This window comes from Virgibacillus sp. Bac332, from assembly GCF_003667785.1.
In the GTDB taxonomy this organism is placed as follows: domain Bacteria; phylum Bacillota; class Bacilli; order Bacillales; family Amphibacillaceae; genus Virgibacillus; species Virgibacillus salarius.
This window is the reverse complement of the sequence record NZ_CP033046.1, coordinates 4,335,162-4,352,012: the sequence shown is the minus strand read 5'-3', so window position 1 is coordinate 4,352,012 and position 16,851 is coordinate 4,335,162. Positions and strand designations below refer to the sequence as shown.

The following is a 16,851-nucleotide window of genomic DNA, read 5'->3' as shown; positions in this document are numbered from 1 at the left end:
GAAAAGAGGGAATTTTCAATGGCTGAATTGGCAAATTGTTCTCGTTGTGACAACTTATTTGTAAAAGGAGTTCGTGATATTTGTCAAAATTGCTACAAACGGGAGGAAGAGGCATTTCAAAAGGTTTATCAATTTTTACGACAGCGCAAGAATCGAGAGGCGACATTAAGTGAAATTGTTCAACAAACAGGAGTTGATGAAGAGCTAATCATCAAGTTTGTGAAGGAAAAAAGGCTTCGACCCACCGAATTTCCGAACGTGGGATATCCGTGTGAAAAATGTGGGGAAGTCATTACATCAGGAAAACTATGTCAACGTTGTTCAGAGAAGTTAAAACAAGAGCTACAGCGATATGAGGAACATGAGCAGCGGATGAAACAAGAACAAAAAAAAGACAAGGTTAAAACATACTATATGTTTGATAAATAATATTTTTTCTTAAACTTTCCGGTATAACAACCGATATTAATAATGATAAAATGGATACCGGTTATAGCTTTCAAAAGAGGTGAGTGGAAGTGAAAATTAATGGATTGAATCAACCTAATTATAATCCGTATAAACAACAAATAAACAAACAAGTGGAAGTAAAACACGATATGAAAAAAGATCAAATTGAAATTTCTAATCAGGCAAAGCAATTACAAGAAGACGAAAAACCGAATCCTGCTCGTTCAGCACGTGTTGAGAAATTAAAAGAAGCGGTTGAAGCGGGAGAATATAAAGTGAATTATGACAAAACAGCTGAAAAAATGATTGATTTTTGGTCAGGAAAATAAAGCACTACCAAATGTAGTAAAAAGGTATGGGCAGGGAGAATGATGATTGAATCGAGCATTTATCTGTTACGAAGAGAATTCACTGCCTACTAATCTGTCAAAAAATAAATGAAGTTCTGAATAGGGAGGATTGTCATTGACTTTGCAAAAAATAAAAGAAGCCATGGATGTATTGGTTGACCTTCACCATAAGCTGATTGAGCTTTCAGAACTAAAAACTGATCTATTAAAAAAAGGATCTTTAGAGGAACTACAGGGATTGTTAGTTAAAGAAAGGAAGCTTATTCGGAAAACGGAACAAGCAGAAGCGGACCGAATTCAGGCTGTAAATTCATGGTTTCAAGCTATGGATGTAGCCAGTGAAGATAAAACAATATCCACCATACTTGAAATTGCTAAAGATGGTCATGAGAAAAACGAGTTAGCGACAGTGACAACAGTATTAACACAGGCGATTACGAAATTAAAACAGCTAGAGCAGCTTAATCACGCTTTAATAAATCAGTCTATGCAATTTGTACAACTATCACTGGATGTTATGAGTCCAACCATACGCAATATTAATTACGGAAATAAGAATGAAAAAAACACGGATACAGCAAAACGTTCCGTATTTGACTCGAAAGCGTAAACGAATTCGTTAGGAGGTAGCACATGAGTACATTTCACGGATTAGAAATGGCAAAACAGGCACTTTTTGCTCAACAATCTGCACTTTATACAACAGGCCACAATATATCAAATGCAAATACAGAGGGATATACAAGACAACGGGTTAATTTTGAGACCATGAACCCGTATCCTTCAGGTTCTAGAAATAGACCTCAAATACCAGGGCAAATGGGGACTGGCGTACAGGCAGGATCTGTTCAGCGTGTTCGTGATCAATTTTTAGATTATCAATACCGTGCTGAGAGTAGTAAATCTGGCTATTGGGCAGCAAGAGCAGATGCACTAAGTCGTATGGAAGGAGTTTTAAATGAGCCTTCAGATAGTGGACTCTCTCATACGATTGATCAGTTCTGGAATGGCTTACAAGATTTAGCTGTCAATCCAGATAACTCAGGAGCTAGATCAGTAGTAGCTAACCGTGGTCTTGCAGTAGCTGAGACATTCAATTATCTATCCGAATCATTATCATCGATTCGCTCCGATTTGAAGAACCAGATTGATACATCTGTAAAAGAAACAAACGCATTATTAAGGCAAATTCATAATATTAACGAACAAATTAAAGAGCTTGAGCCACATGGTTACTTACCAAATGACTTATACGATGAAAGAGATCGTTTAATTGATGAGCTTTCTAATAAAATGAATATTAAAGTTACTTACTCCAAAAGTGGCGAAGGCTCTCCAGAAATTGCTGATGGTATGGCAACGATAGAAGTTGTAAATGAAAAAGGGGAACCATTTAACCCAAGTGTTGTGTTAGTCAATGGTCAAACTGGTCAAGAGCAAGTAAATGAAATAGAGGTAACATATGGTAATGATTCTTATGCTGCCGTGAGTGGAATTTCAGTCAATGGTCAGCAATTAGATGTAATGAATACGAATGGCTCACTAAAAGGATTCATAGATTCATATGGTCATGATTTTGATGGTGATGGGGATGTAACTGGTACATATACCGACATGCTAGCTGATCTTGATAAACTAGCTAATACGTTAAAAGAAGAATTTAATAAGGTTCACCATAACGGAAAAGCGCTTGATGGGTCTGATGGAATTGACTTCTTTGTGTTTAAAGATGGAAAAGATGGAGCGGCAGGAATTACGGTCAATAAAGACATTTTGGATGACCCAGATTTAATTGCTGCAAGTACAAATGATACGGATGGAGAAGGTGCAAATGCACTGAATTTAGCTGAAGTATTTAATAATAAGAATTTGAATGGAAACCCATTGGGAGAGAGTACTTCGATCAACAGTTTCTATCAGTCATTAATTGGCGAAATGGGTGTTAAAGCTCAAGAGGCAAATCGAATGACGAACAACACAGCCATTCTTCGTTCCCAAGTGGAAGATCAACGTATGGCGGTGAGTAGTGTTTCGTTAGATGAAGAAATGTCAAATATGATTAGGTTTCAGCACGCTTATAATGCTGCAGCAAGAAGCATGACTACAATGGACGAGATGTTAGACAAAATCATAAATAGTATGGGACTTGTTGGAAGGTAGGGGAAAATAATGCGAATTACGCAAAGTATGCTTTCAAATAATATGCTCCGTAATTTATCAAATAGCTATGCGAAGCTTGATCAATATATGGATCAGGTAAGTACAGGGAAAAAAATAAATCGCCCTTCTGATAATCCAGTAATAGCGATGAAAGGGATAAATTTTCGCAGCCAAGTAAATGAAGCTGAGCAATATATGCGAAATACAGGTGAAGTTCATAACTGGATGGACAATTCTGATGCTGCTTTAGATAAAGCAACACAAACAATGCAAAAGTTAAGAGAATTAGCTGTTCAGGCTAGCACTGGTACTTACGATGAAGAAGAACGAGAAAATATAAAAAAAGAGGCTGAACAGTTAAAGGAACATTTAATTAATATAGCCAATACGCAAGTAAATGGGAAGTATATATTTAACGGTACGAATACAACAGAGCCCCCATACGACGCAACAAATGGATTTAATGCTAATACGGATCCAATAAAAATACCGGTTGCAGCTGGTACTGAACTTCAAGCAAACGTAAATGGAGAAGAAGTATTTGGTAACGAACTTTTTGATAAAATAGATACCTTCATAGAAAATCTTGGGAACGATAACCAAGCTGGTATTGGAGCAAGTATTGAAGATCTTGATACTGGTATTAATCAAATAGTTAACGCCCGTGCAGATTTAGGTGCAAGGATGAATCGCTTGGAGCTTGTTGAAAATCGACTAAGTGAACAAGAGATCATTGCAAAGAAAACAATGGCTGAAAATGAAAGTGTAGATTATGAAGAGGCAATAACCAATTTAATTACACAGGAAAGCTTACATCGTGCAGCATTGTCTGCAGGTTCAAGAATTATTCAGCCTTCACTTATTGATTTTCTTCGTTAACATTTTATAAGCCCTGCCCCTTTTGGGTGACAGGGCTTTTGTACATAATGAAAGGAAGTAGTTAGTAATGAAATTTCCTCAGCTACGCATGCATTCACAAATGGCTAAAATTCAAATCGAACAGATTCCTGGCGATCAAACTATTCGACAGCCGAAAGCAGATTTGTCAATACAACAGCCAAGAGCAGAAGTTACCATTACAAAGACTCCTTCCAAGCTGGAAATTGACCAAACTAAAGCTTTTGCTGATATGAACCGTATGTCTATTATAAAAAGGAATGAGCAATTCGCCGAAAAAGGAAAAAGCGCAGTTCTGGAAGGAATGGGACGACGTGCTCAGCAGGGAACGGAATTAATGAAGATAGAACGTGACGGGGATTCCATAGTTAATCAAGCTGTACAAAATTCACAATCACCACAAAAATCTTTAGGGATAGCCTTTATTCCTTCCCTTTTTTCTGTAAAAGTCAATTATCAACCATCAAAGGTACATATTGATGTAAAAACCAATAAACCGATCATTGAAGCAAAACAGAATAAAGTGGAGCACCACTATAAACAGGGAGAAGTAGCGGTAAGTATGAAGCAGTACCAGGATTTAACCATTGAAGTTGTTAATCTTTATGCTTAGGAGAGGGGAAGTAATATGCGCATTGAAACGAAGTACTTTGGAGAGGTAGCTATAGAATCAACAAGTGTTCTTGACTTTCCATCAGGAATACCAGGATTTAATCATGAAACACAATTTGTTTTGCTTGATTTTCCCGATAATCCATTATTTCAAATTCTTCAGTCTACTACTAGTAAAGAAACTGCTTTTATTGTAGTAAACCCTTATCATCTTTATGAAGAATATACGTTGAATTTGGATGAAAGTATAATAGAGATACTTCAATTATCTAGTGAAGAGGAAGTAGTTGTCCTTTCGATTGTTACATTAAAAGCACCTTTTACTTCTAGTACCATTAATTTAAAAGCACCAATCATTATAAATTCTGTTAAGAATAAAGGAAAGCAATTAATTATAAATACAGATGAATATCCGACAAGAGCACCGATTTCACCAAAGCACTCTTCGAAAGTGAAAGGGGAATAAAAGATGCTTGTATTAACTCGCAAAGTAAATGAGTCCATCCAAATAGGGGAAGATATTGAAGTTAAAGTACTCGCTGTTGATGGAGATCAAATAAAAATTGGAATTGGTGCTCCAAAATCAATCGATATTTATCGCAAAGAGCTTTATTTAGACATAAAAGAAGAAAATAATCAGGCTGCTAACATCTCTAATGAGTTAGTACAATTATTAAAAAATAAGTAGTGTTTCACTCTATTTAATAAATTTTGCTAATGTACCGATATAAAAAGAAAAGAAAAGGGTTGGAAGTAATATGGGTATGCGGTTAGATCAAATAGTGACCGGATCACATCCACGGCTTCATGATCAGAGTAACAACCAAGTAAGAATGTCGGAAAGATCCGAAGGTAACAAAGGGTACAGCTCACAACAAAATCAAACAGAGGAAGTAATAGGTAAGCAATTAGAGACAGCTATTTCTAAGCTGAATAACTTCATTGAGCCATTGCGAACAGATTTACGATTTAAGTACCATGAAAAATTAAATGAGTACTATGTCACTGTTGTGAATCCATTAACAGATGAAATTATAAAAGAGATACCTCCTAAGAAGATGCTAGATATGTATGCTGAAATGGCTGAATTCATGGGAATATTAATCGATGAGAAAATATAGGACATATTTTAAAAGGAGAGATAATGATGCGTATTGGCGGATTGGCTAGTGGAATGGATATTGATTCACTCGTAAACAAACTAATGAGTGCTGAACGAATACCATTAGATAAAATGGAACAAGAAAGAACGACGCTTGAATGGAAAAGAGATGCATTTCGAGAAATTAATAAGAAATTAACCGAGCTGGAAAACCTCATGTACGATATGAAAATGAGTTATACGTATAATTCGAAATCAGTAAGCTCATCGATAGACGATGCCGTTACAGCAACAGCTACACCGAGTACATCTAATGGAACTTATCAAGTCAAAGTAAGTCAGTTGGCTAGCTCTGCAATTAATGTAAGTTCAGGAGAACTTGCGATTGATCCAACAGAGGAATTAGACGCTTCCTATCATGGAACCAAGGTTGAATTTTCGACATTTGATGAAAATGGTGATGAACAGAAGTACTCCTATACGATAAAGGAAGGAGATACACTGAATGATGTACTGAAGCGTGTATCGAATGATGATAATAATGTTCGAATGTTTTATGACAATCAATCGAATAAAGTGATTATGGAGACAACTAGAACAGGTGATTACAATCAAGGAACAGCCCCTGATGGTGCTGAGATTCAATTTGCTAATGGATCATTTTTACAATCTGTACTAAAAATGGATGTAGCGAATGAAAAAGGCGGAGAAAATGCTAAGTTTGAGTATAATAACAGTGGATTAGTAATGGAATCTAAAACCAATTCTTATTCTTTGAACGGAATTGACTTTGAATTTAAAAATACTACGGATGGTAAAAACGCTAAATTAACTGTCACCAATGACGTAGAAGCTTCCTATGAAGCTATTATGAAGTTTGTAGATAAATACAATGAAGTGGTCGAGGCGCTAAATTCTTCTCAACAAGAGGAAAAATTCAGAGATTACCAACCGTTAACAGATGAACAAAAGAAAGAAATGTCTGATAAAGAAATCGAACTGTGGGAAGAACGAGCAAAAAGTGGATTGCTTCGTGGAGAATCTACTATTTCAGGAGGATTATTTAATTTAAGGCAGAGCTGGTACTCCAAGGTTGAAACAGGCGGAGAATATACTTCTTTGACACAAATAGGAATTGAAACATCCAAGAATTACTTAGATGGTGGTAAGCTAGTCGTAGACCCAAAAGAATTGAGGAAAGCACTTCAAGATAATCCAGCAGATGTGAAAAAGCTATTTACTAACAACGATGAAGGTGCATCACGTGGATTGGTAAATCGTTTAGAAGATGCATTAAGTTCAACAATGTCTAAGATTGGTGAAAAAGCTGGTGGCGGTACAGATACATTAGAAAACTATACATTAGGAAAAAGAATGAAAGATCTGGATAAAAGAATATCAGCTTTTGAGGATCGTTTGGTTAAAGTAGAAACACGTTACTGGAATCAATTCACAGCTATGGAAAAGGCAATTTCACGGATGAATCAGCAGTCAGCACAGCTAATGTCGCAGTTTGGCGCTTAAATGTAAAATGTAAGTTAAGGAGTGAACCAAATGTCACCGAATAAGCAACATCAAGCATATAAAAATAATGCTGTCAATACAGCCTCTGGTGCGGAACTAACTTTAATGTTATACAATGGATGTATTAAATTTATAAAACAAGCAATGAAGGATTTGGATAGTAAAAACTATGAAGCCAAAAATACGAATATACAAAAGGCACAAAAAATAATTCAAGAATTAATGATCACTTTGGATCCAAAAATTGAAATATCTAATCAATTCTTGCCACTTTATGAGTATATGTTATTTCAGTTAAAGGAAGCGAATATAAAAAATGATACATCCTTATTAGAAGAAGTACTTGGTTATACTATCGAATTCCGAGATACATGGAAACAAGTTATATTAGAGACGCGCAAAAAACAATATGCACAAGGTGCTCATGTCTAATGAATCGATTAACTCCTTTATATGAAACTACAATAAAACTAAAAGAAGTATTAGAGCAAAAAATCGATGCAAAGGATCGTGAATCTGTCATATCACAAATAAATTCCCTGATTGAAAAAAGGGGAGAACAGATGAAAGCATTGACTCCACCCTATTCAGATATGGAGAAGGAAACGGGACGAGCATTAGTGGATTTAAATGATGGGATTCAACATAAGATGCAGCAACTATTTCATGAATTAAAGCTAGAAATGAAGCAAATAAAGAAACAAAAACAATCCAATAGAAAGTATAGTGATCCGTATAAAAATGTTCAGTCCAAAGATGGTATGTTTTTGGATAGTAAAAATTAAGTATATTTTCCCCGCATATAACTGGCAGTAAGCCCCTACCTCAAGCAATGAAGAAAAACCAATATGGTGAAGTGAGGGATCAACTGCCAGTAAATGTCCGATTGGTTCGGGCCTACATGGAAGTAGGTCACAAAGGCGTTGCCACAGGACGTGGCGAATGAAGCCTTTGTACGTATTTCTTTCAGTAAAAAGCGGATGGAAGCTTCACTTTATAGAATAGTGAATAGGAAAAAGAGAAAATTTCTACAACTGTAGTTATTTTCTCTTTTTAAGATTTATTTACATTTCTAACTATGTTGAGAAATAAGTATGAAGTAGTTGTAAATTTTTTAAGGAAATTGTAAACCGTCAATTCTAGCAATAGCAAGGCATAGACCAATATTCCCCCTGTTTTATTTGCTGTTTGAATAGTTTAGAAAGGAATTTCCTTGGGAAACGTTGTATAATATATATATAAGCTGAAAGGAGGACACTTTAATGAAATTTAACATTCGTGGTGAAAATCTTGAGGTGACAGGATCAATAAGAGATTATGTGGAGAAGAAAATAAGTAAACTAGAAAGATATTTTGATACACCACCAACATCTGAGGTACATGTTAATTTAAGTGTCTATAATGATGAGCAGAGAATAGAGGTTACTATCCCAATGACCAATCTGTTACTACGCGGAGAGGTTCAACACGTAGATCTTTACGCTGCCATCGATTTAGTTGTCGATAAGCTTGAAAGACAAATCCGAAAGCATAAAACGAAAGTAAATCGTAAATTTAAACAAAACGGTGCAGCGAAACATGTGTTTGCTGAATTAGAAAAAGAAGCAGCAAGTGTTGCTTTAGAAGAAGAATCTGATGAAATTGAAATTGTAAGAACGAAACGATTTGACTTGAAACCAATGGATTCTGAAGAAGCTGTTCTGCAAATGGACATGTTAGGACATGCATTCTATGTTTTTGAAAATGCAACAAATGGAGATACAAATGTTGTTTACCGTCGTAATGATGGGAAATATGGATTAATTGAACCGAATGCATAAAACCGAATCGAAAATATAAAAGATGTTATCGAAAAATACAGTTAACCGAAAAGCCCACGGAGGGATATAAATTTTCTTCGTGGGCTTTTTCGTAGTCTTGGGAATTATAAAGATAAATCTGGGTGTGTTGAGCCTCGTCCTGCTTCAGTACCCGGAACTAGGCACTTTACGCATCGCTCTACGATAGTCATCATCGGCTCGCAAGCACACCATAATTCCTTTATCTCCGTTGAATCGCTCCAGTAGCAACATTTCTAATCGGGCGCTTGCGTTTTTATTCCTCTAAACAACAGCTACTATACTTCCTTCTAGTTTGTAAGTTTAGTTGAGAATAATAATCAATAAATATTCTTACATATACATAGAATGTTGATATAAAACCTTTAAAGGCTCTTTAATGTGACATAATTCGAACATATACAGTGTTTTTCTTGACAAAAAACGACATCCACTTAATAATAAGTACGTGATTAGAATTATTTTAGGAAATGAAAGCATAAGCTTCATTTCTTTTCAGAACACATTTTAGGAGGAAGATTATTTATGTCACTTATTGGTACTGAAGTACAACCATTCACAGCAAATGCTTATAAAAATGGTGAGTTTATTGAGGTAACGGAAGAAAACTTTAAAGGCAAGTGGAGTGTTATCTGCTTTTATCCTGCCGATTTTAGTTTTGTATGCCCAACGGAACTTGAAGATTTACAAAATCAATACGCCACGTTAAAGGAGCTTGGAGCTGAAGTATATTCTGTTTCTACAGATACACATTTTGTACACAAAGGCTGGCATGATAGCTCTGAAAAAATTGGAAAAATTACATATGCGATGATTGGTGATCCTTCGCAAACTATTTCTCGTAATTTCCAAGTGCTAAATGAACAATCAGGTCTTGCAGATCGTGGTACATTCATTATTGATCCAGATGGTATTATCCAAACAGTGGAAATTAATGCAGATGGTATAGGACGTGATGCAAGCACGCTAGTAAACAAAATTAAAGCTGCTCAATATGTTCGTAACAACCCAGGCGAAGTTTGCCCAGCTAATTGGGAAGAAGGCTCTGAAACGCTTAAACCAAGCCTTGATCTTGTAGGTAAAATCTAAGGAGTGCACGAAATGGTACTTGAAGCAGATATCAAAGCACAATTAAATCAATATATGCAGCTATTAGAAAACGATATTGTTATTAAAGTAAGTGTGGGTTCGGATGCTATTTCTAATGAAATGCTGGCTCTACTTGAAGAACTAGCTACTATGTCTACTAAAATAACTGTTGAAAAAGCTCCTTTAGAAAGAACCCCTAGCTTTAGTGTGAATCGAGTTGGAGAGGATACAGGAGTTGTATTTGCAGGTGTTCCTTTAGGTCATGAGTTCACATCATTAGTGTTAGCATTGCTGCAGGTTAGTGGTAGGCCACCGAAGGTAGACCAAAGCGTTATAGATAAGATTCAAACTATTAATGGAGAATATCATTTTGAATCTTACATTAGTCTTACTTGTCATAATTGCCCGGATGTTGTTCAAGCACTAAATATAATGACCGTGCTTAACCCTAATATTACGCATACGATGATTGATGGCGCAGCATATAAAGAAGAAGTAGAAGATAAAAATGTCATGGCAGTGCCGACGGTTTATTTAAATGGGGAATCTTTTGGCAGTGGCCGTATGACAATGGAAGAAATTCTTGCTAAGTTAGGCAGTGGATTGGATGCCTCTGAGCTTGCTAACAAAGATCCCTATGATGTGCTTGTTATTGGCGGTGGGCCAGCTGGTGCAAGTGCAGCAATTTACGCAGCGCGTAAAGGAATCCGAACAGGTATTGTTACGGAGCGTTTTGGCGGTCAAGTTCTTGATACACTGAGCATCGAGAACTTTATTAGTGTAAAACATACAGAAGGTCCGAAGCTTGTAGCAAGTCTTGAAGAGCATGTGAAAGAATATGACATAGATGTAATGAATTTACAGCGATCTAGTAGCTTAAAAAAGAAAGACCTCTTTGAGCTTACGCTTGAAAATGGAGCAGTCCTTAACAGCAAAACGATCATCCTTGCAACAGGTGCTCGTTGGCGTAATGTCGGCGTTCCTGGTGAACAGGAATTCAAAAATAAAGGCGTTGCCTATTGTCCACATTGTGACGGTCCTTTGTTTGAAGGAAAAGATGTAGCGGTTATCGGTGGTGGCAACTCGGGAATTGAAGCTGCAATAGATCTTGCTGGCGTAGTAAGACATGTAACTGTTCTTGAGTATAATCAAGAATTAAAAGCAGATGATGTTTTGCAAAAGCGCCTTAATAGTCTAGCTAATGTCACAGTCTTGACAAATGCTCAAACAACTGAAATTACAGGAACCGACAATGTAAATGGGATTACGTATAAAGAACGTCACACAGGTATGGAAAAACATATCGATTTACAAGGTGTGTTCGTACAAATAGGTTTAGTACCAAATACGGAGTGGTTAGATGGTAAGGTTGAGTGTAATCACATCGGTGAGGTCATTGTTGATAAGCACGGAGCTACGAATGTTCCGGGATTGTTTGCGGCAGGAGACTGTACGGATGGACCGTATAACCAGATCATTATTTCTATGGGATCAGGAGCGAACGCATCTTTAGGTGCATTTGACTATCTTATCCGGAATTAGTAAATAAATAGCCAATAATAAAAGGACCTCTATACTACCAATCGGCAGTAAGAGGTTCTTTTAATTGATAGTACAAATGGATCAATGTCGAAAATTGTAATTAAAATTGCTGAAATCTTAAAATGGATTAGATTATCTAAGGCATTCTTGGAAAATGTCATTAAAATCTTATCCGAACAGCTTATTTCGTTTGAATTATTTGTCGAATTTAACTCTAAAATTTAAAAATGGTGATTAGTCATGATACCCAGTGTTGTGATATAAATAAGGCAAATGATTTAGGAGGTGAATGATCTAACACGTACATTTTACAGCAATGTCAGTCTAAAAAAGGAATGTTTATATCGCTTTGTCTCTCCGACAGTCTTTTATAAACATTCCTAAGCATACTTCGCTAGAAAAGCGACTGTCTTTTCTCACAGAATCCTCTATAATCCCTTTCCTTAGAAGAGTGGTTTATCCTCAAACCACTCTTTTTACATTGATTTGTACTGATACATACTTGAAGTGGAACATATTCCCTTGATAATTCATTTGAAAAACAGAAGAGATACAAGAATTTTCATCTAAGAACTGTGCAATGTCAGTAGTTGTCATCTTTCTTTAGAAAGTGTTATTATTGATAAAAGACGCTAATTCTTTACGTACGATAATTATAGTATAAAATCAGATAGAAAATCTTATTTAAGATAGATATTGAGGTGCATGTATAATGACTGGAATATTAAAGAAAATTTTTGGTGATGGAACGCAAAGACAATTGAATCGGCTGCAAAAAACAGTGGATAAAATAGAGGCTTTAGAACCAGAAATGGAAAAGTTAACTGATCAGGAGCTACAAGAAAAAACAGAAGCGTTTAAAGAAAGGTATCAAAATGGAGAAACTTTAGACGATATGCTTGTAGAAGCATATGCAGTGGTTCGTGAAGGATCTAAACGTGTACTAGGAATGCGACCTTTCCAAACGCAGTTAATGGGTGCTATTGCTTTGCATGAAGGTAACATTGCTGAGATGAAAACCGGGGAAGGAAAAACATTAGCTTCTACCATGCCTGCATACTTAAATGCACTTTCTGGTAAAGGTGTTCATATAATTACAGTCAATGATTATTTGGCAAGTCGTGACGCGCAGGAGATGGGAGAGCTCTATCAATTTTTAGGACTAACAGTTGGGCTTAATGGAAATGGGTTATCAAAAGAACAAAAAAGGGAAGCGTATAATCAGGATATTACCTATGGTACGAACAATGAATATGGTTTTGATTACTTGAGAGATAATATGGTCCTTTACAAGGAGCAAATGGTACAACGTCCTTTGAATTTTGCAATTATTGATGAGGTTGACTCGATATTAATAGATGAAGCACGAACACCTTTAATTATTTCCGGTTCAGCTAAGAAGTCTGCGTCACTTTATCAGCAAGCGAATAGCTTTGTAAGTACACTTTCCAAGGAAGGTGATTATACCTACGATGAAAAAACAAAGGGGGTACAACTTACAGAGGAAGGGATAAATAAAGCGGAAAGCTATTTTTCGATTGAGAACTTGTTTGATTTAAACAATGTATCATTAACGCATCATATTAATCAGGCTCTGAAGGCTCATGTTTCGATGCATCGTGATGATGACTATGTGGTAGAAGAAGGCGAAGTAGTTATTGTAGACCAATTCACTGGTCGATTAATGAAAGGTCGTCGTTATAGTGATGGCTTACATCAAGCAATAGAAGCGAAAGAAGGATTACAAATTCAAAACGAGAGTATGACGCTTGCGTCTATTACCTTTCAAAACTTCTTCCGAATGTATAATAAATTGGCTGGTATGACTGGTACGGCGAAAACGGAGGAGGAAGAGTTCAGAAACATCTATAATATGGATGTTATTGCTATTCCGACAAATAAACCGATTATCCGAGACGATCGAGCTGATTTGATTTATAAATCCATGCAAGGTAAGTTTCAAGCAGTTGTAGAGGAAATAAAAGAACGTCACTTAACAGGACAGCCAGTATTAGTTGGTACTGTTGCTGTTGAAACTTCTGAGTTAATATCCAAATTATTGAAGAAGGCTGGCGTGAAACATGATGTATTAAATGCTAAAAATCACTTTCGCGAAGCAGAGATAATAGAGAATGCTGGACAAAAGGGAGCCGTAACCATTGCTACTAATATGGCTGGACGCGGAACCGATATTAAGTTAGGTGAAGGTGTTGTTGATCTTGGAGGACTCGCTGTTATTGGTACGGAACGTCATGAATCACGTCGTATCGATAATCAGTTACGTGGACGTTCTGGACGACAAGGTGATCCAGGGATGTCTCAATTCTACCTATCCATGGAAGATGAGTTAATGCGTCGATTTGGCTCTGATAATTTGAAATCGATGATGGAGCGACTCGGAATGGAAGATTCACAGCCAATTGAAAGTAAAATGGTATCTCGTGCTGTTGAATCAGCTCAGAAACGAGTGGAAGGGAATAACTTTGATGCACGTAAAACAGTCCTATCTTATGACGATGTTTTACGAGAACAAAGAGAAATTATTTATAAGCAACGCTTTGATGTTATTGAATCTGAAACAGAATTACGAGAGATTATTGAGAACATGATTATTTCAACACTTGAACGTGTTGTAGCAACACATACGCAGGATGATGATGAGGATAATTGGGATTATAAGGCGATTGTTGAATATGTACAAGGTAGCCTCCTAGATCAAGATCAAATTGCTGTAGATGATTTAAAAGGAAAAGATCCAGAGGAAATCAATGAATGGATTATGGAGAGAGTGAGAGCTCGCTATGATCAAAAAGAACAAGAACTAACAGAAGAACAAATGCGCGAGTTTGAAAAAGTAATTCTCTTAAGAACGGTTGATACGAAATGGATGGATCATATTGATCAAATGGATCAATTACGTCAAGGAATTCATTTACGTGCATATGGACAGAATGATCCGTTACGTGAATATCAACTTGAAGGCTTCTCAATGTTTGAAGCAATGATCGAAAATATTAACGAAGAAGTTGCCAAGTACATTATGAAAGCTGAAATTAGAGATAATCTGCAACGGCAGGAAGTTGTGAAAAATACACAGGCAGTTTCCGGCAGTCAGGAAGAGAAAAAGAAAACACGTAAGCCATTTGTAAAACAACAGGATATTGGTCGTAATGACCCTTGTCCGTGCGGCAGTGGTAAAAAATATAAAAATTGCCATGGGAAATAGTGAAATGGATAAAGCACTCCGCTGAAACCAGTGGAGTGTTTTATTGCCAAATACAAATTGAGGTGATTAGGATGGAATTAGTTGAAATAAGAAATGAATTAGACCAAATGAGTAAGCGAATTAATGATTTTAGGGGGTCTCTTTGACTTAGACGAAAAAACTCAACGTATTAAAGAGTTAGAATTAAAAATGGCTGCTCCATCATTCTGGGATGACCAAGAAACAGCACAAAAAGTCATTAGTGAGGTTAATGGTTTAAAGGAATATGTGAATAAATTTGAGGAATTAGAAGAGTTTCTTGACAATTTAGAGGTATCCTATGAGTTAGTAAAGGAAGAAAATGATGCAGAGTTATTTGAGGATCTTACAAAGGATCTCCATGAACTGCGCATACAAATGAACAATTTTGAGCTACAGCTTCTTTTAAGTGAGCCGTATGATGCTAATAATGCGATTCTGGAGCTACACCCAGGCGCTGGTGGAACAGAGTCTCAGGATTGGGCGAGCATGCTATTAAGAATGTATCAACGCTGGGCAGAAACAAAAAACTTCAAAGTAGAAATGTTAGATTACTTAGCCGGTGAGGAAGCGGGATTGAAAAGCGTTACGTTATTAATTAAAGGTCACAATGCTTACGGTTATTTAAAGGCTGAAAAAGGTGTACACCGATTGGTACGAATATCACCATTTGATTCTTCAGGGCGCCGCCACACATCCTTTGTGTCCTGTGATGTAACGCCAGAAATGACCGAGGATGTAGATATTGAAATGAAATCAGAAGATATTAAGGTAGATACGTATCGAGCGAGTGGTGCAGGAGGGCAGCATGTTAATACTACTGATTCAGCTGTGCGTATTACCCATTTACCTACAAATGTAATCGTGACGTGTCAAAATGAGCGCTCACAGATAAAAAACAGAGAAGCTGCGATGAAAATGTTAAAATCGAAATTATATCAATTGGAAATTGAAAAACAACAGCAGGAATTAGCCGAAATTCGTGGCGAGCAAATGGAAATTGGCTGGGGAAGTCAAATTCGCTCCTATGTTTTTCATCCGTATTCTATGGTAAAGGATCACCGTACAAATGTAGAAGTAGGAAATACACAAGGTGTAATGGACGGAGAGATTGATCCATTTATTGATGCTTATTTAAGATATCAGATGAAATAAAATAAGTAAGAAATCACCTGTAGATAATTAGAGCTTAGAAAAATGCTGCAAATAGCTGTTATTAGCAATAATTTCATGAAATGGACACAAATGGTCTTAGTCCGTATGGCAATTGCTTTCTAGCCCTTTTCGTGTTATTTAATGTTGGTATAAAGGGTTTTAAAACCCACATAATGGGTTATAATAAAACTGTTAAGCCATTACAATATTTTTGATAGGGGGATTTAGGCTATGAAAAAGTGGTTATTAACAATGCTTTTCGGTACTGCACTTGTGCTCGGTGCATGTGGCGGTGGGGACGATAATGCTTCTGAAGAGCCAGCTGATAACGGGGATACTGGCACAGAAGAGCCATCAGATTCAGAAGGTGGAGCTGTAGATACCGCTGCTGCTGAAGATGTATTCAAAAGTAATTGTGCTTCCTGCCACGGCGCTGATTTATCAGGTGGGAATGGCCCTGATCTAACACAGGTTGGTTCGAAGCTTTCCTCAGATGAAATTGCCGACATAATTAAAAATGGTAAAGGATCTATGCCTCCTGGCATGGCATCTGGAGATGACGTACAATTACTTGCAGATTGGTTAGCTCAAAAAAAATAATGTATGATTAAAAGGCTTGTCTGATTGAAGATATTCAGTAGACAAGCTTTTTATTTTGACTTCAATAACTATCCTTCGACAAAAAAAGCTTTAAAAACAGAATCCTTCTCGAAACCACCCCCTGCTTCTCAACACAATTAACGTATATATATAGATAGCGCAACCGTTAAATGATACTAGGTCTGAAGTGAGTTGAAATTCAGTTTAATTTATGAAAATAGGTATTTTTACTCATATTTCCACTTGATTTTCGCCTGAAAACCCACTTATTTATTTAAAATATGACAA

General features: G+C 36.5%; 19 protein-coding genes. All 19 read left to right on the top strand.

Going from position 1 to position 16,851, the window contains the following annotated elements:
• Positions 1-18 precede the first annotated feature (18 nt).
• The 19 genes from D9782_RS21340 to cccB all read left to right on the top strand — a co-directional run bounded on the left by D9782_RS21340 (position 19) and on the right by cccB (position 16,563).
• The gene (locus tag D9782_RS21340; protein WP_026682028.1) at positions 19-429 is read left to right on the top strand and encodes a TIGR03826 family flagellar region protein; all 411 of its coding nucleotides are present in this window, start codon (positions 19-21) and stop codon (positions 427-429) included.
• Positions 430-518: 89 nt separating this feature from the next.
• Positions 519-779, top strand: coding sequence for a flagellar biosynthesis anti-sigma factor FlgM (flgM, locus tag D9782_RS21335; protein WP_026682027.1), 261 nt, complete (start codon positions 519-521; stop codon positions 777-779).
• 136 nt (positions 780-915) lie between these two features.
• A complete protein-coding gene (locus D9782_RS21330) occupies positions 916-1,410 on the top strand; it encodes a flagellar protein FlgN (RefSeq protein WP_026682026.1) in 495 nt (164 codons plus the stop codon).
• Between the two features lie 23 nt (positions 1,411-1,433).
• Positions 1,434-2,960, top strand: a complete 1,527-nt coding sequence (gene flgK, locus D9782_RS21325) for a flagellar hook-associated protein FlgK (RefSeq protein WP_026682025.1) — start codon at positions 1,434-1,436, stop codon at positions 2,958-2,960.
• Positions 2,961-2,969: 9 nt separating this feature from the next.
• The gene (gene flgL, locus D9782_RS21320; RefSeq protein WP_026682024.1) at positions 2,970-3,839 is read left to right on the top strand and encodes a flagellar hook-associated protein FlgL; all 870 of its coding nucleotides are present in this window, start codon (positions 2,970-2,972) and stop codon (positions 3,837-3,839) included.
• A 67-nt stretch (positions 3,840-3,906) separates the two neighbouring features.
• Positions 3,907-4,470 (top strand): DUF6470 family protein, encoded by a 564-nt coding sequence (locus tag D9782_RS21315; protein WP_026682023.1) that lies wholly within the window; start codon positions 3,907-3,909, stop codon positions 4,468-4,470.
• A 15-nt stretch (positions 4,471-4,485) separates the two neighbouring features.
• Complete coding sequence (gene fliW, locus D9782_RS21310) at positions 4,486-4,935, top strand: flagellar assembly protein FliW (RefSeq protein ID WP_121605681.1); 450 nt, start codon at positions 4,486-4,488, stop codon at positions 4,933-4,935.
• A 3-nt stretch (positions 4,936-4,938) separates the two neighbouring features.
• Positions 4,939-5,157 carry a carbon storage regulator CsrA gene (gene csrA, locus D9782_RS21305; RefSeq protein ID WP_026682021.1) on the top strand — a complete coding sequence of 73 codons (219 nt, stop codon included), beginning with the start codon at positions 4,939-4,941 and terminating at the stop codon, positions 5,155-5,157.
• Positions 5,158-5,227: 70 nt separating this feature from the next.
• Positions 5,228-5,590, top strand: coding sequence for a flagellar protein FlaG (gene flaG, locus D9782_RS21300; protein WP_226983542.1), 363 nt, complete (start codon positions 5,228-5,230; stop codon positions 5,588-5,590).
• 26 nt (positions 5,591-5,616) lie between these two features.
• Positions 5,617-7,095, top strand: a complete 1,479-nt coding sequence (locus tag D9782_RS21295) for a flagellar hook-associated protein 2 (RefSeq protein ID WP_121605680.1) — start codon at positions 5,617-5,619, stop codon at positions 7,093-7,095.
• A gap of 30 nt (positions 7,096-7,125) precedes the next feature.
• The gene (fliS, locus tag D9782_RS21290; RefSeq protein ID WP_026682018.1) at positions 7,126-7,527 is read left to right on the top strand and encodes a flagellar export chaperone FliS; all 402 of its coding nucleotides are present in this window, start codon (positions 7,126-7,128) and stop codon (positions 7,525-7,527) included.
• Entirely contained in the window at positions 7,527-7,880 is a 354-nt protein-coding gene (locus tag D9782_RS21285) for a flagellar protein FliT (protein WP_026682017.1), read from the top strand. The genes fliS and D9782_RS21285 overlap by 1 nt, the downstream gene beginning before the upstream one ends.
• A 477-nt stretch (positions 7,881-8,357) precedes the next feature.
• Positions 8,358-8,915, top strand: coding sequence for a ribosome hibernation-promoting factor, HPF/YfiA family (hpf, locus tag D9782_RS21280; RefSeq protein WP_121605679.1), 558 nt, complete (start codon positions 8,358-8,360; stop codon positions 8,913-8,915).
• A 543-nt stretch (positions 8,916-9,458) separates the two neighbouring features.
• Complete coding sequence (gene ahpC, locus D9782_RS21275) at positions 9,459-10,022, top strand: alkyl hydroperoxide reductase subunit C (protein WP_026682015.1); 564 nt, start codon at positions 9,459-9,461, stop codon at positions 10,020-10,022.
• 12 nt (positions 10,023-10,034) lie between these two features.
• Positions 10,035-11,564, top strand: a complete 1,530-nt coding sequence (gene ahpF / locus D9782_RS21270) for an alkyl hydroperoxide reductase subunit F (protein WP_026682014.1) — start codon at positions 10,035-10,037, stop codon at positions 11,562-11,564.
• Positions 11,565-11,648: 84 nt separating this feature from the next.
• On the top strand, positions 11,649-11,789 hold the full coding sequence (locus D9782_RS23230) for a hypothetical protein (RefSeq protein ID WP_162986482.1): 141 nt from the start codon (positions 11,649-11,651) through the stop codon (positions 11,787-11,789).
• A 487-nt stretch (positions 11,790-12,276) separates the two neighbouring features.
• A complete protein-coding gene (gene secA, locus D9782_RS21265) occupies positions 12,277-14,790 on the top strand; it encodes a preprotein translocase subunit SecA (RefSeq protein WP_121605678.1) in 2,514 nt (837 codons plus the stop codon).
• A 71-nt stretch (positions 14,791-14,861) separates the two neighbouring features.
• Positions 14,862-15,963 (top strand): peptide chain release factor 2 gene (prfB, locus tag D9782_RS21260; protein ID WP_121605677.1). Its coding sequence is split into 2 segments (ribosomal slippage): positions 14,862-14,933 and positions 14,935-15,963, totalling 1,101 coding nucleotides; the frame shifts between segments, so codons are not numbered across the junction.
• Positions 15,964-16,194: 231 nt separating this feature from the next.
• Positions 16,195-16,563 carry a cytochrome c551 gene (gene cccB / locus D9782_RS21255; RefSeq protein WP_026682011.1) on the top strand — a complete coding sequence of 123 codons (369 nt, stop codon included), beginning with the start codon at positions 16,195-16,197 and terminating at the stop codon, positions 16,561-16,563.
• Positions 16,564-16,851 lie beyond the last annotated feature (288 nt).

Bases quoted from the DNA above. Each gene is read 5' to 3' on its own strand.
- ahpC (WP_026682015.1), top strand. From the start codon at position 9,459: ATGTCACTTATTGGTACTGAAGTACAACCATTCACAGCAAATGCTTAT.
- D9782_RS21285 (WP_026682017.1), top strand. From the start codon at position 7,527: ATGAATCGATTAACTCCTTTATATGAAACTACAATAAAACTAAAAGAA.
- flaG (WP_226983542.1), top strand. From the start codon at position 5,228: ATGGGTATGCGGTTAGATCAAATAGTGACCGGATCACATCCACGGCTT.
- D9782_RS21340 (WP_026682028.1), top strand. From the start codon at position 19: ATGGCTGAATTGGCAAATTGTTCTCGTTGTGACAACTTATTTGTAAAA.
- fliS (WP_026682018.1), top strand. From the start codon at position 7,126: ATGTCACCGAATAAGCAACATCAAGCATATAAAAATAATGCTGTCAAT.
- fliW (WP_121605681.1), top strand. From the start codon at position 4,486: ATGCGCATTGAAACGAAGTACTTTGGAGAGGTAGCTATAGAATCAACA.
- ahpF (WP_026682014.1), top strand. From the start codon at position 10,035: ATGGTACTTGAAGCAGATATCAAAGCACAATTAAATCAATATATGCAG.
- D9782_RS21295 (WP_121605680.1), top strand. From the start codon at position 5,617: ATGCGTATTGGCGGATTGGCTAGTGGAATGGATATTGATTCACTCGTA.
- hpf (WP_121605679.1), top strand. From the start codon at position 8,358: ATGAAATTTAACATTCGTGGTGAAAATCTTGAGGTGACAGGATCAATA.
- csrA (WP_026682021.1), top strand. From the start codon at position 4,939: ATGCTTGTATTAACTCGCAAAGTAAATGAGTCCATCCAAATAGGGGAA.
- D9782_RS21315 (WP_026682023.1), top strand. From the start codon at position 3,907: ATGAAATTTCCTCAGCTACGCATGCATTCACAAATGGCTAAAATTCAA.
- cccB (WP_026682011.1), top strand. From the start codon at position 16,195: ATGAAAAAGTGGTTATTAACAATGCTTTTCGGTACTGCACTTGTGCTC.
- flgK (WP_026682025.1), top strand. From the start codon at position 1,434: ATGAGTACATTTCACGGATTAGAAATGGCAAAACAGGCACTTTTTGCT.
- D9782_RS23230 (WP_162986482.1), top strand. From the start codon at position 11,649: ATGTCGAAAATTGTAATTAAAATTGCTGAAATCTTAAAATGGATTAGA.
- secA (WP_121605678.1), top strand. From the start codon at position 12,277: ATGACTGGAATATTAAAGAAAATTTTTGGTGATGGAACGCAAAGACAA.
- flgL (WP_026682024.1), top strand. From the start codon at position 2,970: ATGCGAATTACGCAAAGTATGCTTTCAAATAATATGCTCCGTAATTTA.